General features: G+C 62.4%; 21 protein-coding genes. 9 read left to right on the top strand and 12 right to left on the bottom strand.

The features are described 5' to 3' along the window. Window positions 1-28: 28 nt before the first annotated feature. Together LXM96_RS10535 and LXM96_RS10540 are read right to left on the bottom strand one after the other, a co-directional pair. Window positions 29-643 carry a transglutaminase-like cysteine peptidase gene (locus tag LXM96_RS10535; protein WP_239998425.1) on the bottom strand — a complete coding sequence of 205 codons (615 nt, stop codon included), beginning with the start codon at window positions 641-643 and terminating at the stop codon, window positions 29-31. A gap of 131 nt (window positions 644-774) precedes the next feature. Beyond that, a complete protein-coding gene (locus LXM96_RS10540; RefSeq protein WP_239998426.1) occupies window positions 775-1,581 on the bottom strand; it encodes an alpha/beta hydrolase in 807 nt (268 codons plus the stop codon). 183 nt (window positions 1,582-1,764) lie between these two features. On the opposite strand from LXM96_RS10540, the gene infC reads away from it, so the two are divergent. The 6 genes from infC to LXM96_RS10570 all read left to right on the top strand — a co-directional run bounded on the left by infC (window position 1,765) and on the right by LXM96_RS10570 (window position 7,503). After that, the gene (gene infC / locus LXM96_RS10545; protein WP_239998576.1) at window positions 1,765-2,301 is read left to right on the top strand and encodes a translation initiation factor IF-3; all 537 of its coding nucleotides are present in this window, start codon (window positions 1,765-1,767) and stop codon (window positions 2,299-2,301) included. 191 nt (window positions 2,302-2,492) lie between these two features. Further along, window positions 2,493-2,696: a 50S ribosomal protein L35 gene (gene rpmI, locus LXM96_RS10550; protein ID WP_052641458.1), complete on the top strand. Its 204-nt coding sequence runs from the start codon at window positions 2,493-2,495 to the stop codon at window positions 2,694-2,696. Window positions 2,697-2,734: 38 nt separating this feature from the next. Then, the gene (gene rplT, locus LXM96_RS10555; protein ID WP_239998427.1) at window positions 2,735-3,139 is read left to right on the top strand and encodes a 50S ribosomal protein L20; all 405 of its coding nucleotides are present in this window, start codon (window positions 2,735-2,737) and stop codon (window positions 3,137-3,139) included. A 130-nt stretch (window positions 3,140-3,269) separates the two neighbouring features. Continuing rightward, complete coding sequence (gene pheS, locus LXM96_RS10560; RefSeq protein ID WP_239998428.1) at window positions 3,270-4,352, top strand: phenylalanine--tRNA ligase subunit alpha; 1,083 nt, start codon at window positions 3,270-3,272, stop codon at window positions 4,350-4,352. 16 nt (window positions 4,353-4,368) lie between these two features. Continuing rightward, on the top strand, window positions 4,369-6,792 hold the full coding sequence (gene pheT, locus LXM96_RS10565; protein ID WP_239998429.1) for a phenylalanine--tRNA ligase subunit beta: 2,424 nt from the start codon (window positions 4,369-4,371) through the stop codon (window positions 6,790-6,792). Window positions 6,793-6,876: 84 nt separating this feature from the next. Continuing rightward, window positions 6,877-7,503, top strand: a complete 627-nt coding sequence (locus LXM96_RS10570; protein ID WP_239998430.1) for a hypothetical protein — start codon at window positions 6,877-6,879, stop codon at window positions 7,501-7,503. Here the strand turns inward: LXM96_RS10570 and LXM96_RS10575 are convergent. The 5 genes from LXM96_RS10575 to LXM96_RS10595 form a co-directional block, all read right to left on the bottom strand. Next, entirely contained in the window at window positions 7,500-7,724 is a 225-nt protein-coding gene (locus tag LXM96_RS10575) for a DUF3072 domain-containing protein (protein WP_239998431.1), read from the bottom strand. The genes LXM96_RS10570 and LXM96_RS10575 overlap by 4 nt on opposite strands. Window positions 7,725-7,811: 87 nt before the next feature. After that, window positions 7,812-8,036 (bottom strand): hypothetical protein, encoded by a 225-nt coding sequence (locus tag LXM96_RS10580; RefSeq protein WP_239998432.1) that lies wholly within the window; start codon window positions 8,034-8,036, stop codon window positions 7,812-7,814. An 87-nt stretch (window positions 8,037-8,123) separates the two neighbouring features. Further along, on the bottom strand, window positions 8,124-9,116 hold the full coding sequence (locus tag LXM96_RS10585) for an aldo/keto reductase (RefSeq protein WP_239998433.1): 993 nt from the start codon (window positions 9,114-9,116) through the stop codon (window positions 8,124-8,126). 14 nt (window positions 9,117-9,130) lie between these two features. Next, window positions 9,131-9,586, bottom strand: coding sequence for a GNAT family N-acetyltransferase (locus tag LXM96_RS10590; protein ID WP_239998434.1), 456 nt, complete (start codon window positions 9,584-9,586; stop codon window positions 9,131-9,133). 3 nt (window positions 9,587-9,589) lie between these two features. Continuing rightward, window positions 9,590-10,540, bottom strand: a complete 951-nt coding sequence (locus tag LXM96_RS10595; RefSeq protein WP_239998435.1) for an aldo/keto reductase — start codon at window positions 10,538-10,540, stop codon at window positions 9,590-9,592. Window positions 10,541-10,708: 168 nt separating this feature from the next. On the opposite strand from LXM96_RS10595, the gene LXM96_RS10600 reads away from it, so the two are divergent. Next, entirely contained in the window at window positions 10,709-11,695 is a 987-nt protein-coding gene (locus LXM96_RS10600) for a Gfo/Idh/MocA family protein (RefSeq protein WP_239998436.1), read from the top strand. Here LXM96_RS10600 and LXM96_RS10605 read toward each other — a convergent pair. Genes LXM96_RS10605 through LXM96_RS10620 form a run of 4 tightly spaced genes read right to left on the bottom strand, consistent with a single transcriptional unit; the run spans window position 11,692 to window position 14,140 of the window. Continuing rightward, the gene (locus tag LXM96_RS10605) at window positions 11,692-12,063 is read right to left on the bottom strand and encodes a hypothetical protein (RefSeq protein WP_239998437.1); all 372 of its coding nucleotides are present in this window, start codon (window positions 12,061-12,063) and stop codon (window positions 11,692-11,694) included. The genes LXM96_RS10600 and LXM96_RS10605 overlap by 4 nt on opposite strands. A gap of 8 nt (window positions 12,064-12,071) precedes the next feature. Continuing rightward, entirely contained in the window at window positions 12,072-12,434 is a 363-nt protein-coding gene (locus LXM96_RS10610) for an EamA family transporter (protein WP_239998438.1), read from the bottom strand. A gap of 9 nt (window positions 12,435-12,443) precedes the next feature. After that, window positions 12,444-13,142, bottom strand: coding sequence for a class I SAM-dependent methyltransferase (locus LXM96_RS10615; RefSeq protein WP_239998439.1), 699 nt, complete (start codon window positions 13,140-13,142; stop codon window positions 12,444-12,446). Further along, window positions 13,139-14,140, bottom strand: a complete 1,002-nt coding sequence (locus tag LXM96_RS10620; protein WP_239998440.1) for a glycosyltransferase — start codon at window positions 14,138-14,140, stop codon at window positions 13,139-13,141. The genes LXM96_RS10615 and LXM96_RS10620 overlap by 4 nt, the downstream gene beginning before the upstream one ends. 193 nt (window positions 14,141-14,333) lie before the next feature. On the opposite strand from LXM96_RS10620, the gene LXM96_RS10625 reads away from it, so the two are divergent. Then, window positions 14,334-16,109, top strand: a complete 1,776-nt coding sequence (locus LXM96_RS10625; protein ID WP_239998441.1) for a hypothetical protein — start codon at window positions 14,334-14,336, stop codon at window positions 16,107-16,109. 121 nt (window positions 16,110-16,230) lie between these two features. Further along, entirely contained in the window at window positions 16,231-17,847 is a 1,617-nt protein-coding gene (xseA, locus tag LXM96_RS10630) for an exodeoxyribonuclease VII large subunit (RefSeq protein ID WP_239998442.1), read from the top strand. Window positions 17,848-17,914: 67 nt separating this feature from the next. Here xseA and LXM96_RS10635 read toward each other — a convergent pair whose 3' ends face one another. After that, complete coding sequence (locus tag LXM96_RS10635; protein ID WP_239998443.1) at window positions 17,915-19,168, bottom strand: aminopeptidase; 1,254 nt, start codon at window positions 19,166-19,168, stop codon at window positions 17,915-17,917. Window positions 19,169-19,181: the final 13 nt, after the last annotated feature.

The raw sequence follows: 19,181 nt of genomic DNA on the forward strand, positions 1-19,181 counted from the left end.
TCTTTGAGCTTGTACAGAGATCTATCGATTAGCGGAGAGCGCCCACCAGAACGTCGCGGCCGTTTTCGATGCTAACCCAGCGTCCGGTGTGGAAGCTCGCCTGGCGCTTTAGGAACGTGTAGGAGGTCTGATACCAGGGCTTCACTTCCGAACTGAGATTGTCGAGCACGAAGTCCCCTTGTGCAGTTCTAACCGTGAGGACTGCGTGCCCCTCCCCATCCGGCTTGCGCACGACGGTGATCAACAGGTCCGCAAGCGAGAAACCTTTGGCAGCCAACTGGCGGCGCTTTTCGAGCGCGTAGTCTTCGCAATCCCCCACATCATTGGGATAAGCCCAGGCCTCTTCGCGCCCATAGACCTCCCGATCCGTCATTGCGTGGATGCGCTCGTTGACCGAGGTGTTTACCTTCTCGATCATCTCCCAACCCTGCGGTGTCAGCGTCGGTGCCGGGCTGGACGCAAAGCGCTGGCTGCACTCGTCGGCATTGATGCGGCAGAACTCGTAGTGACCGATGGGCTGTGACGTCACGCCGCCGGTGACCATGCTTGCCAAGGCTTGGGGCCCCGGTACCGCAGAGGTGGCTGAGGCAAGTATCGCCGTAAGGCAGGCAGCAAGATGCCAAGCCTTCAATGTATAGTTCATGGACCCGTCCCTTCAAGTCTTAACAAAACGTTAAGGTGCGTCGGGACGAACTGTCAATCGATCAACTTTTACCGAATGGCGCTGATGCGGAATATGGTTAAAGGTGATGCTTTTTAGCCTCAGCTTATTTTTTAATCATGATTTATGAGGGTGCCGACCGCCGAGAGCATCTTCTCAATGTCCTGCGGGCGGGAAAGGCGATGGTCTCCGTCGCGGATCAACGTCAGGACAACATCCTCGGCCGGCAGGAATTCGACGAGCTTGAGGGCGTGGCGGTAGGGCACGTCCGGATCTTTCATTCCCTGCAGGATGTGGACTGGGCAGCCGGTCTCGATGATGCCGGTGAGCACCTGGTTGTTACGGCCATCCTCTAGAAGAGCGCGGGTATAGACGTTCGGCTCCGGGCTGTACTCCGAAAGCTCCTGAAAATAGCCGTCTTGGGTCAATGACTGGCGTTGCTCCTCGGTCAGGTGCGGCTCGATGAGCTCTGAAGTGAAGTCCGGAGCTGGCGCGATCAGCACCAAGCCGGAGAGCCTTGGCGCTGACTCGCGACGGCGCAGTTCCTGTGCGAGGCGCAGCGCGATCCATCCGCCCATGGAGGAGCCCACGATGATGATGTTCTCGGGCGCACAATGCTCTAGCACAGCCAGCGATTCCTCCAGCCAGCGGGAGATGGTTCCATCGCGAAAGGAGCCGCCGGAGGCGCCGTGGCCGGAATAGTCGAACCGGATCGCGCCAAGCCCCTGACTTGCAGCGAACCGGTCCAGCTCTGCCGCCTTGGTGCCTGTCATGTCCGACCGGTAGCCGCCTAGCCACAAAAGGACGGGTGCGGAAGCGTCGGCGCCGGCAGGTCGGTGGAGGATCGTAATCGTCCTTTTGGCGCTCGCATCTCCAACAATGATTACACTCTCTTCAGGTGGCGTGGGTTGTTCCGTCATGAATGAACTCCTTATCTCAAGCCACCGGGAGAAATCCGACTCCTGCGCTCGTTGCGGCAGGTGATTTCTGTAGCGGACTATGCTATTGACTTCGCCGTCGCAGTTACGACATTGCCGGCGCCCTCGCAAATGACGCAGGGCGACGCGCCCACCGTTATCGAAATAGCCAAGGAGAATACGACCATTCGCAGACCGTACAAAGCCGATGCTCCCGTCAAGGAAGGCCCGCGTTCCAACCGGGAAATCCGGGTTCCTAGGGTTCAGCTTATCGATGCCGAAGGAAACAACCTCGGCGCCGTCGCGACAGACGAAGCGATGAGGATGGCCGAAGAGGCCGGCCTGGACCTCGTCGAGATCTCTCCCAACAATGACCCGCCGGTATGTAAGATCCTCGATCTGGGCAAGCTGAAGTATGCGAACCAGAAGAAGGCTGCCGAAGCGCGTAAGAAGCAGAAGATCGTCGAAATCAAAGAAATCAAGATGCGCCCGAACATCGACACCCATGACTATGACGTGAAGATGAAGGCGATGAACCGGTTCTTTGATGAGGGCGACAAGGTTCGCGTGACGCTGCGCTTCCGCGGGCGTGAGATGGCGCACCAGGAGCTGGGTATGAAGCTTCTGCAGCAGGTCAAGGAAGACACGGCAGAGATCGCCAAGGTGGAAGCCGAGCCGAAGCTCGAAGGGCGCCAGATGATGATGGTGCTGGCGCCGCGGTAGCGTGCCGACGGAGTCGGATGGTGCCGACTCCGCTTTGGCTGCAAAACCTCTTCCCATCCCGTTGCGCTTTTCATCGACTGCAGTTATAAGCGCGCGTCCGAACGGTCCGGCAGGGCATGCCGAGGCCGTTCTTAATGTGCTCGAAACTGGCCTCTTCAGCCGGGTTCGCTCAAGAAGAATGGAGTAGCAAAATGCCCAAGATGAAGACGAAATCCTCCGCCAAGAAGCGGTTCAAGATCACGGCTTCCGGCAAGGTCCTCGCGGCCGCTGCTGGCAAGCGCCACGGAATGATCAAGCGGTCCAACAAGTTCATCCGCGATGCACGCGGCACGATGGTCCTTGCCGAACCAGACGGCAAGAAGGTCGTCAAGAACTACCTGCCGAACGGTCTCTGAGACCCTTTCGTTTTTGGATCATTTAAGGAGATCATGACATGGCACGCGTAAAACGTGGCGTAACATCCCGCGCCAAGCACACCAAGACCCTCAAGGCAGCCAAGGGCTTCTACGGCCGCCGCAAGAACACCATCCGCGCCGCAAAGGCTGCGGTTGACCGTTCGCGCCAGTATGCCACCCGCGACCGCCGGGTTAAGAAGCGCAACTTCCGCGCCCTGTGGATCCAGCGCATCAACGCAGCCGTCCGCGAATCTGGCCTGACCTACGGCCGCTTCATCGATGGCCTGAACAAGGCCGGCATCGAAGTCGACCGCAAGGTCCTGTCCGACATGGCGATCCATGAGCCGGCTGCCTTCGGTGCCCTCGTCGATGCTTCCAAGAAGGCTCTCGAGTACCTCAAGGATGCAGGCACAGCCAACGAGTTTGAAAGCGCGGTTCGGTAACCAGCGCTTCCCAGGCTCTTTAGCTTCATAGTTTTTGGGAAACCCGCGCTGGTTTGGGCTGGCGCGGGTTTTTCTTTTGCCCGTCACGACGCGTCGCTAATACCGACACGAGTATCACACGGAAGAAACCATGTCCGATCTGGAACACTTGAAAACATCGCTCCTGGCGGAAATCGAAGCCGCTGGCGACGAGGCGGCCATCGAAGCCGTTCGTGTCAATGCGCTCGGCAAGAAGGGGTCGGTTTCCGAGCTCCTGAAGACGCTGGGTGCGATGAGCGCGGAAGAGCGCCAGACCCGCGGCGCCGCGATCAACGCGCTGAAGACGGAGATCACCGAGGCGATCAATGCCCGCAAGACGGTGCTCAAGGACGCGGCGATCGAGGCACGGCTGAAGGCGGAGACGGTAGACGTCTCGCTGCCGGTGCGCTCCTCCCCGGCTGAGCGTGGACGCATCCATCCGATCAGCCAGATCGTCGACGAGATCACGGCGGTCTTCGCCGACATGGGCTTCTCGATTGCCGAAGGCCCGGACATCGAGACCGATTACTACAACTTCACGGCGCTGAACTTCCCCGAAGGCCATCCCGCGCGCGAAATGCACGACACCTTCTTCTTCCAGCCGGACGAGAACGGCGAACGCAAGGTGCTGCGCACCCATACGTCCCCGGTGCAGGTGCGGACCATGGAGGCGCAGAAGCCGCCGATCCGCATCGTCATTCCTGGCAAGACCTACCGCCAGGACTCCGACGCGACCCACTCGCCGATGTTCCACCAAGTCGAGGGCCTGGTCGTCGACCGGAAGAGCCATGTCGGCAACATGCGCTGGATCCTGGAAGAGTTCTGCAAGGCCTTCTTCGAGGTCGACAGCGTCACCATGCGCTTCCGCCCGTCCTTCTTCCCCTTCACCGAACCGAGCTTCGAGGTCGACATTCAGTGCGACCGCTCCGGCCCGATCGTCAAGTTCGGCGAAGGCTCCGACTGGATGGAGATCCTCGGCTGCGGCATGGTGCATCCGAACGTGTTGCGCGCCGGCGGGCTCGATCCGGACGAGTACCAGGGTTTTGCCTGGGGCATGGGGCTCGATCGCATCGCGATGCTGAAATACGGCATGCCGGACCTGCGCGACTTCTTCAACGCCGATGTCCGCTGGATGAACCACTACGGCTTCCGCCCGCTCGACATGCCGACGCTGTTCGGCGGCTTGAGCGCTTGAAGGGAGGAATAGACACATGAAATTCACACTCTCCTGGCTCAAGGATCACCTCGAGACCGATGCCACGCTGGATGAGATCTGCGAGCGCCTGACCGCGATCGGGCTCGAGGTCGAGGACGTCGACGACAAGGCCTCCTACAAGCCCTTCGTCATTGCCAGGGTCGTTTCGGCCGAGCAGCATCCCCAGGCGGACCGGCTGAAGGTGCTGATGGTGGACACCGGCGACGGCAAACCGGTGCAGGTCGTCTGCGGCGCGCCGAACGCGCGGGCAGGGCTTATCGGTGCGCTCGCGCGGCCCGGCAGCTATGTTCCCGGCATCGACGTGACGCTGTCTATCGGCAATATCCGGGGCGTCGAAAGCCATGGCATGATGTGCTCGGAAAAAGAGCTCGACATGTCGGACAACCACGACGGCATCATCGATCTGCCGGCCGATGCGCCGGTCGGCACCTCCTTTGCAAGCTATGCCGGTCTCGACGATCCGGTCATCGAGATCAACCTGACGCCGAACCGGCCCGACTGCACCTCGATCTACGGCATCGCCCGCGATCTCGCCGCGTCCGGTCTCGGAACGCTGAAGCAGCACGCCAAGCCGGACTTCAAAACGGAAGGCGAGACGCCGGTCGAGTTGAAGATCATCCTGGATGACGAGCGTCTTTGCCCGGGCTTCGGTCTGCGCCTCGTGCGCGGGGTGAAGAACGGCCCAAGCCCGGCCTGGATGCAAGCGCGGCTGAAGGCGATCGGCCTTCGTCCGATCAATGCGCTGGTCGACATCACCAACTACATGACCTTCGACCAGGGCCGGCCGATGCACGTCTTCGATGCGGCCAAGGTGAAGGGGAACCTGACGGTGCGCCGCGCGCTGGCAGGCGAGACGATCCTCGCGCTCGACACGCGCGAATACAAGCTGACCCCGAACAATGTCGTCATCGCCGACGACAACGGTGTGGAATCCATCGGCGGCATCATGGGCGGCGAGCATTCCGGCTGCGACGAAAACACGACTGAAGTGCTGATCGAATCGGCGCACTGGGACCCGATCAACATCGCCAAGTCCGGCCGCTCGCTCGGCATCATCACCGATGCGCGCTACCGCTTCGAGCGCGGCGTCGATCCGGAATACATGGTGCCGGGGCTCGAGCGCACGACGCAACTGGTGCTGGAGCTCTGTGGCGGTACCGCTGCCGAGGCCAAGATCGTCGGCTACAAGGGCTATGAGCCGAAGGTCGTCGATTTCCCGACCTCCGAGGTGAAGCGCCTGACGGGCCTCGATATCTCCGCCGACGAGAGCCGCGAGATCCTGGCGCGCCTCGGCTTTGGCGTCGAAGGCGCGGGCGAGCGGCTGTCGGTCAAGGTGCCCTCCTGGCGCCCGGACGTCGACGGCAAGGCGGACCTGGTGGAAGAGGTCATGCGCATCCACGGTGTCGACCAGATCAAGCCGGAGCCGATCGAGAACCTCGGGGCGGTCAACGGCCGCATCCTGACGACCTTGCAGGTGCGCAGTCGCACGGCCAAGCGCGCGCTTGCCGCCCGTGGCATGCTGGAAGCCGTCACCTGGTCCTTCATTCCGGAGGATCAGGCGAAGCTCTTCGGCGGCGGCGCACCGGCGTTGAAGCTCGCCAATCCGATCGCCGCTGACATGTCCGACATGCGGCCGTCGCTGCTGCCGGGCCTGCTGACCGCAGCACAGCGCAATGCCGACAAGGGCTATGGCGATGTTGCGATCTTCGAGGTCTCGGGCACCTACGAGAATGACAGGCCGGAAGGCCAGCGCCGGGTCGCTGGCGGCGTGCGTCGCGGAACCGCGTCGATCAACGGCGCCGGTCGCCTCTGGTCGAACGCGGCCAAGGGCGGTGGCAAGCCTGTGGGCGTCTTCGACGCGAAAGCCGATGCTCTGGCGGTGCTGGAAGCCTGTGGCCTGCCGATGGGCAACGTCCAGGTCGAGGCGGGTGCGCCCGGTTGGTATCACCCCGGCCGTTCCGGCACGATCAAGATGGGACCCAAGGTGGTGCTCGGCTATTTCGGCGAGTTCCACCCGAAGACGCTCGGCGCACTCGACGTTTCCGGAGCGCTCTGCGGCTTTGAGGTCTATCTCGACGCCATGCCGGAGCCGAAGAAGAAGGCTACGCGGACCAAGCCGCCGCTGGAGCTTTCGCCTTTCCAGGTCGTGAAGCGCGACTTCGCCTTCGTGGTCGACAGCCATGTCGAAGCCGGAGCCATCATCAAGGCGGCCACCAGCGCCGACCGCAAGCTGATCACCGGCGTCAACGTCTTCGATATCTTCGAAGGCGCTTCACTCGGCGAGGGCCGCAAGTCGGTTGCCATTGAAGTGCTGATCCAGCCGGTCGAGCGGACGCTGACGGATGAGGATTTCGAGGCGCTGACGGCGAAGATCGTCGGCAATGTCGAGAAGACGACGGGCGGCACGCTGCGGGCCTGACACGCTGACCGGTATCGGGTGGCACCTTGCCATCTTGCGAGATAGCCTGTCCCTTTTAGGGGCAGGCTTTTTCATGAGGCGGGAATGCGCAAGCCGAATTCGATGAAGGGACTGGAGGATCTCGGACGCGTCAGGCTGTCCGAGAACTTCTTCTTTCGCGACTTTCTGTTCTCCGAGATTGCAGCCGTTTATAGCATTCCGAACGTGCCGGACGATCCGGATCTGGCCATCGAGGCGGGGCGGCGGCTTTGCGAGGAACTGCTGGAGCCGCTGCAGGCAAGCTTCGGCAGGCTGCACCTGCGCTCCGGTTACCGTTCTGCGGCCGTGAACGAGTTCGGCAACCGCCGTGGCCTCAACTGCTCGACCAATGCGGCCTCCGCAGCCGACCATATCTGGGACATGCGCGATGCGGACGGATGCATGGGCGCGACCGTCTGCATCGTTGTGCTCTGGCTGATCGACCATTGCCATGAGGAGGATGACTGGCGGAGGATGGCCTGGTGGATCCGCGACCATCTCCCCTATGCCTCGCTCTGTTTCTTTCCCAAGCTCTGGGCCTTCAACATCCAGTGGCACGAGCGACCGGTACGGCGGATTACCAGCTATGCACAGCCTCGCGGCGTGCTGACGAAGCCGGGAATGGCAAACCACGCGGGTGGCCATTCCCAATTCTACCAGGGCTTTCCGCTGCCGGCAGCCGTCGAAGGCTAGAGCTTCAGCTTCTCCTTCAGCGCATCGATGCGCTTGGAAGCCTCCGCCTTCGAGAGGTCGTCGGCGAAGGCATCCGGTTCGTGTGCCTGCTCGGAAAGCGTCTTCAGATAAGACCCTTGAGCGCCGGTCATAGGCTCGTCGCCGGTGACCCAGTCCTCCGGATCCTTCTCCGTGTTCGATTGCGGCTCTGTATCGAGCTTCGGGTTATGCTGATCAACCATCTCGACCTCTTGTGGTTCTCTATGTTCACTAAACGTTCCAGACTGAAAACCGTTCCGCCGGGTGAGGGCGGAACGGCCAAGAGCTGTTCATGCAGAGCCGCGTTGCGGCTTCTCGATCTCTTCGCGCACCTCTTCCTTGAGCTGCTGGCGCGGGCTGCGGCCGGTGAGGTTGTCGCGAACCCGATCCACCTCCGCATCGTCCGCCTCCAGCGGACGACTGGTGTCGTCGGGGATGCCGGCGCCCGATTGCGCGATCGTCTCGTTACGCGGGCGGCCGTTCGCGCCGTTGCTGATCTTCCTATCGTCGTCCATGGTCTGCCTCCTGTTTCGGAGACAGAACAACGAGCAGCGCGTTTTGTGCCCGGCCGGCCTGCTGAACGCGAGGTCCGGCCGCGCGGGTTACCGGTTGGTCATGGCAGCGACGGCGTCGGAATAGCGCTTGCCGGAAAACTTCTCCGGCGAAAGAAGCTCGCCCAGCGTTCTGACCTCTTCGTCGGTGAGATCGATCTCTGTGGCGGCGATGTTCTGCTCCAGGTGCGGGATCTTCCGGGCGCCGGGGATCGGCACGATGAAGTCGCCGCGATGCAGAACCCAGGCCAGCGCCAGCTGTGCGGCGGTGACGCCCTTCTGCTCGGCCATCTCCTCCAGAAGCTTCACCAGCGACGCGTTGGCGGCCATGTTTTCGGCGGTGAAGCGAGGGATGGTCGTGCGGAAATCATCGGCGCCGAAATCCTCCGGCTTCTGCACCTTGCCGGTGAGGAAGCCGCGGCCGAGAGGCGAGAAGGGGACAAAGCCGATGCCGAGCTCCCGGCAGGTGTCGAGGATGGCGCCTTCAGGATCGCGCGTCCATAGCGAGTATTCGCTCTGCAGCGCGGAGATCGGATGCACGGCATGCGCCCGGCGCAGCGTCGCGGCGCTCGCTTCGGAGAGACCGATTGCCCGCACCTTTCCTTCCTTCACGAGCTCCGCGAGCGCACCGACCGTCTCCTCGATCGGCACGTCCGGATCGACCCGGTGCTGGTAGAAGAGATCGATCACGTCGACGCCGAGCCGCTTCAGCGAGGCTTCCGCCACCTCGCGCACATGCTCCGGGCGGCTGTCGGTGCCGGAAGGACGGGCGGACTTTGCTTCGTCGCCGATGGTGAAGCCGAACTTCGTCGCGATCATCACCTTGTCGCGGAAGGGCTTCAGCCCCTTACCGACGAGGATCTCGTTGGCGAAGGGACCATAGACCTCCGCCGTATCGAAGAAGTTGACGCCGAGTTCGACCGCCCGGTGAAGGGTACGGGTGGCGTCGGCCTCTTCCTGGCCGCCATAGGCGTGGCTCATGCCCATGCAGCCGAGCCCGATGGCGGAAACGGTGAGATGCGGTCCAAGCTGTCTCGTCTTCATGACATGCTCCTCGGCTAGAATTCGATGCGGTAGCGGATGTGGCCGTCGGTCTTGACGTAGCTGTCGTAGAGTTTGCGGGCCGTCCTGTTGTCTTCGGCGGTATGCCAGTAGAGGCGGGACCAGCCATTTTTCTTGCAAAGGCCCACGAGGTCGTCGAGCAGGGCCCGCCCGACGCCCCGCCCGCGGACGGATGCATCGACAAAAAGGTCCTCAAGATAGCAGTCGAGGTTTTTGATCCAGGTTCCTTCGTGGGTCAGCGAGAGGGTGAAGCCAACCACCCGGCCATCGAGCTCGGCCACCCGCATGAAGATCGCCGACTGGTCGTTCATCGCCTTACGCCACGTGGCATCAGTGGTCGCCGGGTCGAGCGTGAGCTCGTAGAAGGTCAGATAGTCAGCCCAGAGCGTTCGCCAGGCCGCCTCGTCCTGAGGCTTTGCTGCGCGGACGGTGACATCAGATACGTCAGTCATGGCTTACGCTCCGGCCTCGTCCAGAAGCTTCATCTGGTCGTCCGAAAGCGAAAGATCCGCGGCCGCGATCATCGTTTCCAGCTGCGACACCTTTGTCGCGCTGGCAATCGGTGCCGTCAGCGCCGGCTTGCGCATCAGCCAGGCAAGCGCAATGCTTGCCGGCTCCGCATCGGTTTCAACCGCGATCTCGTCGAGGGCCGCGAGGATGCGGAAGCCCTTGTCGTTGAGATAGTCGCCGACGCGATAGGCGCGCGAGGAGCCTTCGGTGTCTTCCTTGCTGCGGTACTTGCCGGTCAGGAAGCCGGCAGCCAGTGCGTAATAGCTGATAACGCCGATTTCTTCGCGGGTGCAGAGGTCCGCGAGCGGTCCTTCGAATTTGGCGCGGCTGTAGAGATTGTATTCCGGCTGCACGACATCGTAGCGCGGCAGACCTGTTTTGGCGGCAACATCCAGGCTCTCCTGGAGCTGGGCCGCATCGAAGTTCGAGCAGCCGATCGCCCGCACCTTGCCCGCCTGCTTCAGCCTGTCGAAAGCAGCCAGCGTTTCCTCATGCGGCACCGCGTCGTCGGGCTGGTGGGCGAGATAGAGGTCGACGTAATCGGTCCCGAGCCGCTTCAGGGAAGCGTCTGCCGCTTCCGCGATCCATTTTGCCGACAAGCCGGTCTTCTTGCCCCTGTTGTCGTAGCCGACCTTCGACACGATGATGGCCTTGTCACGCGGGACGGTGCCGCGCTTCAGCCACTTGCCGATGACGGTCTCGCTCTCGCCACCCTCATGTCCGTCGACCCAGGCGGAATAAACGTCGGCGGTGTCGATCGTGTTGAAACCGGCATCGAAGAACCGGTCGAGCAGGTCGAAGGACGTCTTCTCGTCTGCCGTCCAGCCGAAGACATTGCCGCCGAAAACGATCGGCGCGACGGAAAGGCCGGTACGGCCGAGAGGACGCTTCTGCATGGGATCTCCAGAGATTGCTGCGGCGAATGCCGATATCCTGGAATGTATGGCACTGGCGGTTTCTGTCAAAGCATGATCGCACGGAGCTGGGACGTTAACCGCTCTGCGTTGCATCGGCGATTGCTCGACCCTATGGTGCGCTGCGATTCAGGTAAGGGAGAGAGAACCATGTTGCGCTTCGGAATTCTGTCGACGGCGAAGATCGGTAAGGATGCTGTCGTTCCGGCAATCCAGGACGCGGAAAACTGCGTGGTAACCGCGGTCGCCAGCCGGGATCTGCCCCGCGCACGCGCCATGGCCGATCGTTTCTCCGTGCCGCACGCGTTCGGCTCCTATGAGGAGATGCTTGCCTCCGACGTGATCGATACCGTCTACATTCCGCTGCCGACGAGCCAGCACGTGGAATGGTCGATCAAGGCCGCCGATGCCGGCAAGCACGTGCTCTGCGAAAAGCCCATCGCGCTGAAGGCCGAAGAGATCGAGACTGTGATTGCCGCCCGCGACCGCAACAAGGTGCTGATCGCGGAAGCCTTCATGGTGACCTATGCACCGGTCTGGCTGAAGGTGCGCGAACTGCTGGCCGCGGGCGCAATCGGCAAATTGCGCCACGTGCAGGGGGCCTTCACCTACTTCAACCGGGATGCCAACAACATGCGCAACATCCCCGAGCTCGGCGGTGGCGCGCTGCCGGATATCGGCGTTTATCCCACGATCACCACGCGCTTCGTCACAGGGCTTGAGCCAAAGCGTGTTCAGGCGGTGACGGAGCGCGACCCGGACTTCGGCACGGACATCTATTCGAGCGTCAAGGCCGACTTCGGCGACTTCGAGATGAGCTTCTACATCGCCACCCAGATGGCCAACCGGCAGGTGATGGTCTTCCACGGCACGGAGGGCTTCATCGAGGTCAAGTCGCCGTTCAACGCCGATCGCTGGGGCGCCGAGGAAGTCGAGCTCACCAACCAGAAGCACACAGAATCGCAGATCTTCCGCTTTCAGGACAGCCGCCAGTACCGCCGCCAGGCCGAAGCCTTCGCTCGTGCCGCCGCCGGTGAAACGGCTGACGTGGTCTCGCTGGAAAACTCGTTGAAGAACCAGCAGTTCATCGACGCCATCTACCGCGCCAGCGAGCATGACGGGTGGGAGAAGGTCTAGCGGTCGTCCCGCCAAGACTTCAGTCGCCACCAGCCGAAAGCTCCAAACAGGCCCGCGCCAAACCAGGAAAGGGCAAGATGAGCCAGCGGCTGGATGTGCGGGGCGTAGGCGGTGAAGGCGGTGAAGATGCCGTAGCTGAGGCAGAGCGCGACGATGGCGAGCGGCCAGGTCCCGGCGGGAGTGCGTTGCTCTGGCGGCACAGGCAAAGACTTGCCCCAAAGCCAGGCGGCTGCCATGCCGCCTGCCATCGACACCAGCCGATCCACCGCCGCGCCGGCCTGTGCTGTTGATAACAAGATCTCCAGAATGGCAGCGTCTGCCAGAACCAGCACCGCCAGAAGCAGCAGGAGACGAGGGCCGTTTGCCATGGATTTGCTCAGCTGTTGATCGCCAGAAGACCTGCGAAGATCAGCGCTGTGCCGACGGCGTAGCGCAGGGTAAGGGGCTCGCCCAGAAACAGCTGGGCAAGGAGTGGCACGAAGCAAAAAGTCAATCCCATGAAGGAATAGGCCAGCGTCAGCGGCACAGACTTCAGCACATAGATCCATACGATGGTGCCGAACCCATACACCAGAAGTGCTGCCAAAAGCAGCGGATTGGCCGCGAGGGCGAAAAGCCCGCGCACCGTGAGATCACCCGTCGTCGAACTGGTCATCTTGAAAAGCACCTGGCCCATTGCAATGAGCAAAGGGGTGCCAAGGAGTCCGATCCATGTTGCGGGGGAAACTGTAGCGGGCATGGCCACCTCCTAGTTCGTCCGATCTTCGCAATAGAAGATGTCGCGGCCGATCTCCTTGCACACATGGACCTCCGGTACCGGGTGAACGGCTCGCAGGAAGGAGTGCGTGTAGGGGAAGAAGTTGAAATGCGGGTTGAAGGTGTAGCGGTATTCCCGTTCGCGCGGAACGACGATGATTAGCCGCGTCTTCGCGATGCGCCGCAGCTCTGCGATGGCGGCCTGATACTCCAGCACATGTTCGATCACATGCGTGCAGACGACGGTGTCGAACTCCCCGTCCTTGAACGGAAGGCTTTCGATCTTGGCAGCGACATATTCAACGCCGGGGATCGCCGCCGCATCCTCCACGACAAAATCCACACCCACGAGGCGTGTGAGGTCCGGGTTCGCCGCTTGGATATGCCTGAGCAGGGCGCCGGTGCCGCACCCGACGTCGCAGATGCTGGTTCCCGCGACCGCCTCTTTGATATAACGGATGCAGGCCGCGGAATTATCTGTTCCGGCGTGGACGCGTGGGTGGTTGCGGTAGAGCGTCTCATACTCGTCCGCCGTCAGAAACGGGGCGCGGGCTCGAAAGCTCGCAAGATCGGATACGTGTTCGCCCCAGACCCGCTTGGCCAACCAGAGGAATACGCGGGAATCCCTGAGTATGGGCGGCAGAAGGTCCTCGATCACGAACCGGATGCGGTTGGTGGTTTCGCGGTTCATGCCGCGTTGATCCTGTCACGCTTCAACGTCGCTTGGTCTGGTGCGACCAAGTGCCATTCCTTCGAAGCAAGGTCCGCCGGCATCGCCATATAGTGCAGCCGCAGTTGCTCGTTTCGTGCGCGAGATACGGAATCAAGGATCAGCCCGCAGGTCAAGATGAGGAGCGACACCATCATCAGCGCCATGGAGAGTACCCAGGTCGGCAGGCGGTCGACGAGGCCGGTCTGGAAATATTCTGCCAGAACCGGCAGCATGAATCCGAGGCTGGCGGCCATGATCGCCGCGCTGATGATGCCGAAGAAGGCGAACGGGCGCGTCTCTTTCATCAGCATTGCGAACATCCAGAGGATCTTCCCGCCGTCACGGAACGTCGAGAGCTTAGAGTGGGACCCGTCCGGCCGACGGCCGTAATGCAGCTCGATCTCGCTGACCGGCAGTTTAAGCCGCGAGGCGTGCACCGACATCTCCGTCTCGATTTCAAAGCCCCCGGATACCGCCGGGAAGCTCTTCACGAAGCGTCGGGAGAAGGCGCGGTAGCCGGAGAAAATGTCGCTGAAGTCGCGACCGAAGATCATCCGGTAGAGGCGGTTGAAGACGCGGTTGCCGAAGGCGTGGCCATGGCGGCCGGCGTCCTCCCGGACGCCGCGACGGGTTCCGACGACCATATCCGCTCGCTCTGTGACCAATGTCCGGATGAGATCTTCCGCGTCTGAAGGAGCGTATGTTCCGTCGCCGTCCGCCATTAGATAAATGTCGGCATCGATGTCGGCGAACATCCGGCGTACGACGTGGCCTTTTCCTTGCCGGCGTTCTCGCACCACCTGCGCGCCGGCGAGCATGGCCTTGAGGGCAGTGCCGTCGGTAGAGTTGTTGTCGTAGACATAAATGCGCGCCGAAGGCAGCGCCTCGCGGAAGCGGTGCACGACCTCGGCGATCGTCGCCGCTTCATTGTAACAGGGCAGGAGGACGGCGATGTCGAAGGAGCCGGCAGTCGTCATGTTCACTCGCTACGTTCAGAAGACCGGCACGGGGCGATGCCGCGCTGCTGGCTTTACTATTTCTTGGGAAGGTTAAAGCTAGGTTTCCGCTTCAAGCGAAGCGAGAGCCGAGAGCTAGATGACACCCGCCGCGGCTGCCTACGAACATCGAGCCCAACCTGTACGAACATCTCGGTCGGATCGTCCCGGACGATTGGCCTGCATCTACGCGCTGGTCACCATTGCGATCATGCTGGCGATGTTCCTCCCGGCGGCGGAGGATTATGTCGGCGCAGACAATGACGATGTGATGCGCCTCGTGCAGGTAAGAGATCTTCTTGCCGGGCAAGGCTGGTTCGATCTGAGGCAGTACCGACTCGGACTGGGCGACGGCACGCTGATGCACTGGTCGCGGCTGGTCGATCTTCCGCTTGCTGTTTTCCTCGGCATCGGTGCAACTTTCCTGCCGCAGGAGCAAGCCGAGTCCATTGTGTTGACGATCTGGCCCCTGCTGCTCATTCCGCTTTTGCTCTACCCGATCGGACTTTCTGCGATGCGTTTGGCGGGACCTGCCGCGATGCATGTCGCGCTTGGGCTCTCCAGCCTCTTCGCTTTTACGAACATACGGTTCCATCCGGGATCCATCGATCACCACAACGTCCAGCTGGTTCTGGCGGCATGGATCGCGGCCATGCTCATCGACCCGGAGCGCCGTGTGACCAGTCACGTCATCGCCGGTATAGCCGCCGCCTTGGCAGTAGCGGTCGGAGCAGAAACAGTGCCGTTTGTCGCGGCCGCCTGTGTCGGTGTTGCAGCCCGATGGATCTGGCAGGGGCAGGTTGCAGCGCGCGCCGCGCGCGCCTTTGGCCTCGCCTTTGCCCTTATGATCTCTGCGATGTTCTTTCTGACGGTTCCGCCAAGCCACTACACCACGGTAACCTGCGACAATCTCTCTCTCGGCTTCTATGCCCTGTCGGCGACGGGCGGCGGCCTGCTGGCGGTTGCGACCGCCGTTCCTCGGATCCACTCCATTCGCAGCCGGTTGGCAGCCGCTGCCGTCATCGCAACAGCGGTCTTCTTCACCGCTCGCATCATTGCGCCGCAATGTCTGGGCAGCCCGCTGAGCGACCTCGATCCGATGCTGGTGACGCTGTGGTTGGAGGCGGTGACGGAGGCCCAGTCCTTCTCTGACCTGCTGCGAAGTGAGCCGCACACCTTAGGTGGCTACTACGCGGTGGGCTTCTTCGCCATCTCCGTCTGCCTTTTCCAGGTGGTGCAAGGCGAAAAACCGGAGGCGCATCTCGTCCTGCTGTTGCTGCTCGCCGTCAGCTGGATGATCGCACTGCTTCAGGTTCGCGGCTTCTTCTTCGTCAACTTGCTCGCGATCTTGCCGCTGTCGCTCCTGATCGCCGATCTGCGTTTGGGCTCACAGGCTGATCCGGAAAGCCCCAATGCGGCCTTTGCCTATGTCGTGACGGTGCTGGTGTCGGTGCCGGCTGTCTGGGCCCTCTCGGGCGCCCTGATCGCGAAGGGGACAGAGGACACGATGGGAATGGAGACCATTACTCAAGACTCTGGGGCACGGCCGGAGCGGGGTGAGTGTTCAGCAACTGACAGCTTGCGCGTCCTGGCGGCGCAGGAGACGGGAGTGGTCGCAGGTCCCTCGAACAGCGGCGCCGAAATCCTCCGGTTCACGAAACACAGGGTTCTTGCGGCTCCCTATCACCGCAACCAAGGCGGCATGCTGACGGAGCTGCATATAGGGTTAGCCCCACCTGACGAGGCCGAGGCTTTCCTCAGTGGCGCCGGTGTCTCTTTCATTGCCTTCTGCAAAAACGATCCGCAGACACAGTCACTGATCCGGATGAAGCCGGATGGTTTATACGCGGCATTGGCTCGCGGCGAGGTTCCTCCCTATCTGCAGCCGCTTGGAAGCTCGCAAGATGGGTTCACCTTCTATCGAGTGACAGAGAGTTTGAAAAAGAACTGACGATCTGCGTCGTGCTGCCGGAAGTCCCTGCTGCTGCCTGAGAGACCTTGCGGTGAGATCATCCTCATCATCTGTGCCGTGAGGAGGTGAAATGGCGGCGAGCTTCCTGTAAAAGGATGACATGAACACCTTGGCCGCCAAGAATACTGCAAGCAATCTCCTCGAGCTATCAGTCTCCGAACTGTCCGGATCGATCAAGCGGACGATGGAGACGGCGTTCGACCATGTTCGGGTACGCGGCGAAATCTCCGGTTACCGCGGGCAGCATTCCTCGGGGCATGCCTATTTCTGCCTCAAGGACGATCGCGCACGCATTGATGCGGTTATCTGGAAAGGCACCTTCCCGCGCATCAAGTTCCGCCCGGAAGAAGGTATGGAGGTGATCGCCACCGGCAAAGTGACGACCTTCCCGGGGTCTTCGAAGTATCAGATCGTCATCGAGACGCTGGAGCCCGCTGGCGCCGGTGCACTGATGGCACTGCTCGAAGAACGACGGCGGCGGCTGGCGGAGGAGGGCCTGTTCGATCAGGCGCGCAAACGACCACTGCCCTTCCTGCCGCGCGTGATCGGCGTCGTCACCTCGCCGACCGGGGCGGTCATTCGCGACATCCTGCACCGCATTACTGACCGCTTCCCGGTCCATGTCGTCGTCTGGCCGGTGAAGGTCCAGGGCGAAGGCTCCGGCGAGGAGGTGGCGGCTGCGATCCGCGGCTTCAATGCGCTCGAAGGGGAGGGGATCGCCCGGCCGGATGTCCTGATCGTTGCCCGCGGCGGCGGAAGCCTGGAGGATCTCTGGAGCTTCAACGACGAGATCGTCGTGCGTGCCGCAGCCGAAAGCCGGATCCCGCTGATTTCCGCGGTGGGGCACGAGACGGACTGGACGCTGATCGACCATGCCGCCGACATGCGCGCGCCGACCCCCACGGGCGCTGCCGAGATGGCGGTGCCGGTCAGGGCCGAGCTCGAGGCGCAGGTGGTAAGCCTTGCCGCGCGGCTCAGCGGCTGCGCAAGCCGCCAGATGGAGCACCGGCGCCAAGCGGTGCGCGCGCTGGTGCGGGCACTTCCCTCGCTCGACCAGTTGCTGGCGCTGCCGCGCCGCCGGTTCGACGAGGCGGCCGCGGGTCTGGGACGCGGGCTGGAGCGGACGACGGTCGTCAAGCGCCGCAGTCTGGAGCAGGCGACGGCCGGCCTTCGCCTCGACCTCCTGACCAACCGCATCGCCGAACGCCGTCGTTTCGTCGGCGAACAGATCCTGCGCAAGGAGCGCTGCCTCGAGCGGCACATGCTGAAGGAGCATAATCGCGTGGCGCGGGCGGCGACATCCTTGTCGGCGCTGCCAGCGCGGCTGAACTCGCAGCTGCAGCGTGAGCGCCAGCGGGTTTCATCGCTGATCCGTCATGCCGATACGGCGGTCGCACACAGCCTGGCGAGAAACAGGGCGGCCGTCGCCTCGCAGGAGCGGATGCTCAACTCGCTGTCCTACAAGAACGTGCTGAAGCGCGGTTATGCCGTGATCCGGGACGCCACTGATAAGCCGCTTACGCGCGCGGCCGGTATTGCCGCAGGTCAGGCTCTGGCGATCGAGTTTTCCGACGGACGGGTTGAGGCGCAGGCTGGGGGTGAGGCCTCACAGAGACCAGCCGACTTTTCGGTCTCAGAAGAGCCTCCTGTTCGCAAGCGAACGGCACGGAAGTCCGTACCGCCCGCCGACCCCCCTAAGCAGGGCAGCTTGTTCTAGAGTTGGTTACCCTCGTCGATCTAGCCATCGCTCCGGTCGAGCTTGTATAGGTGCTTCTGTATAGACCCTAAGCCCATTCGCCCTTGCGCATGACAGGCACGCGCGTGCCGTCCGGCTTGATGCCGTCGATGTCGATCCTGTCGGAGCCGATCATCCAGTCGATGTGGATGAGGCTGGAATTGCCGCCCTGCGCCGCGATCTGCTCCTGGCTGAGCGATGCACCGTCCAGGAAGCACTTGGAGTAGCACTGGCCAAGCGCGATGTGGCAGGAGGCGTTCTCATCGAAGAGCGTGTTGTAGAACAGGATGCCGCTTTTGGAGATCGGCGAAGAGTGCGGCACGAGCGCAACTTCGCCGAGACGCCGGGCACCCTCGTCTGTGTCGAGTACCTTGTTGAGGACGGCTTCGCCCTTGGCGGCCTTGGCCTCAACGATGCGCCCACCCTCGAACCGAACCTGGATCTCGTCGATCAGCGTGCCCTGGTGCGACAGCGGCTTCGTCGAGGAGACGTGGCCCTCCACCTTCAGCGCGTGTGGCGTGGTGAAGACTTCTTCCGTCGGGATATTGGGGTTGCAGGTGACGCCGTTCTTGGCCGTCGATGCACCACCGTGCCACTCGTGACCATCGGCGAGACCAACCGTTAGGTCGGTCCCGGGACCGGTAAAGTGGAGCGCCGCGAACCGCTCGCCGTTGAGCCAGCTCGACCGCTTTCTCAGGTTGGTGTTGTGCTCCGCCCAGGCAGCCACGGGATCGGCGACGTCGACGCGGGAGGCCGCGAAGATGGCATCGGCGAGTTTGCGGACTGCCTCCTCCTCCGGCAGATCAGGAAAGACCACCTTGGCCCAGGACGGGTTTGGATAGGAGACGATGTTCCAGTTGATGTCGAAGTTGGAGATCTTCTCCAGGGCCGGCTTGTAGGCCGTGGAATTCGCCTTGTTGGCGCGCGCCACCTTTGCCGGGTCCTGACCGGCCAGCAGCATCGGGTTGTCGCCGGCGATTGCCAGGCGAGCAGCGCCATCGGCGTAGGCCTTCGCCATGCCCTCATAGAGCCAGCCGGAGGCGCGGTCGAAGCTCTCGTCCGGGGCGTGGGCGTAGCGCGCCAGCGTCGCCTCCTCGTCGGCATAGAAGGTGGTAACGAGACCAGCGCCAGCCAGGTAGGCGTGGCGCGTGATGAGCCGTACCAGCGGCAGGGCCGCAATGGGTGCCGTGATGACGAGGTCCTGGCCCGCCTGCAGCTGAAGGCCGACCTTGACCGCCACCTCTGCCAGCTTCTCTAGCTTGATCGGGTCGACGGCGCTTTTGATCTCGGTCTGGATGTTCATCGTGTCACTGTCC

The sequence above is a fragment of the Rhizobium halophilum genome (assembly GCF_021648825.1).
GTDB classification, from domain to species: domain Bacteria; phylum Pseudomonadota; class Alphaproteobacteria; order Rhizobiales; family Rhizobiaceae; genus Neorhizobium; species Neorhizobium halophilum.

What these genes read in the sequence shown, in the direction of transcription:
- LXM96_RS10535 (WP_239998425.1), bottom strand. Translation starts at nt 643, where the DNA reads ATGAACTATACATTGAAGGCTTGGCATCTTGCTGCCTGCCTTACGGCG.
- LXM96_RS10540 (WP_239998426.1), bottom strand. Translation starts at nt 1,581, where the DNA reads ATGACGGAACAACCCACGCCACCTGAAGAGAGTGTAATCATTGTTGGA.
- rpmI (WP_052641458.1), top strand. Translation starts at nt 2,493, where the DNA reads ATGCCCAAGATGAAGACGAAATCCTCCGCCAAGAAGCGGTTCAAGATC.
- rplT (WP_239998427.1), top strand. Translation starts at nt 2,735, where the DNA reads ATGGCACGCGTAAAACGTGGCGTAACATCCCGCGCCAAGCACACCAAG.
- pheS (WP_239998428.1), top strand. Translation starts at nt 3,270, where the DNA reads ATGTCCGATCTGGAACACTTGAAAACATCGCTCCTGGCGGAAATCGAA.
- pheT (WP_239998429.1), top strand. Translation starts at nt 4,369, where the DNA reads ATGAAATTCACACTCTCCTGGCTCAAGGATCACCTCGAGACCGATGCC.
- LXM96_RS10570 (WP_239998430.1), top strand. Translation starts at nt 6,877, where the DNA reads ATGCGCAAGCCGAATTCGATGAAGGGACTGGAGGATCTCGGACGCGTC.
- LXM96_RS10575 (WP_239998431.1), bottom strand. Translation starts at nt 7,724, where the DNA reads ATGGTTGATCAGCATAACCCGAAGCTCGATACAGAGCCGCAATCGAAC.
- LXM96_RS10580 (WP_239998432.1), bottom strand. Translation starts at nt 8,036, where the DNA reads ATGGACGACGATAGGAAGATCAGCAACGGCGCGAACGGCCGCCCGCGT.
- LXM96_RS10585 (WP_239998433.1), bottom strand. Translation starts at nt 9,116, where the DNA reads ATGAAGACGAGACAGCTTGGACCGCATCTCACCGTTTCCGCCATCGGG.
- LXM96_RS10590 (WP_239998434.1), bottom strand. Translation starts at nt 9,586, where the DNA reads ATGACTGACGTATCTGATGTCACCGTCCGCGCAGCAAAGCCTCAGGAC.
- LXM96_RS10595 (WP_239998435.1), bottom strand. Translation starts at nt 10,540, where the DNA reads ATGCAGAAGCGTCCTCTCGGCCGTACCGGCCTTTCCGTCGCGCCGATC.
- LXM96_RS10600 (WP_239998436.1), top strand. Translation starts at nt 10,709, where the DNA reads ATGTTGCGCTTCGGAATTCTGTCGACGGCGAAGATCGGTAAGGATGCT.
- LXM96_RS10605 (WP_239998437.1), bottom strand. Translation starts at nt 12,063, where the DNA reads ATGGCAAACGGCCCTCGTCTCCTGCTGCTTCTGGCGGTGCTGGTTCTG.
- LXM96_RS10610 (WP_239998438.1), bottom strand. Translation starts at nt 12,434, where the DNA reads ATGCCCGCTACAGTTTCCCCCGCAACATGGATCGGACTCCTTGGCACC.
- LXM96_RS10615 (WP_239998439.1), bottom strand. Translation starts at nt 13,142, where the DNA reads ATGAACCGCGAAACCACCAACCGCATCCGGTTCGTGATCGAGGACCTT.
- LXM96_RS10620 (WP_239998440.1), bottom strand. Translation starts at nt 14,140, where the DNA reads ATGACGACTGCCGGCTCCTTCGACATCGCCGTCCTCCTGCCCTGTTAC.
- xseA (WP_239998442.1), top strand. Translation starts at nt 16,231, where the DNA reads ATGAACACCTTGGCCGCCAAGAATACTGCAAGCAATCTCCTCGAGCTA.
- LXM96_RS10635 (WP_239998443.1), bottom strand. Translation starts at nt 19,168, where the DNA reads ATGAACATCCAGACCGAGATCAAAAGCGCCGTCGACCCGATCAAGCTA.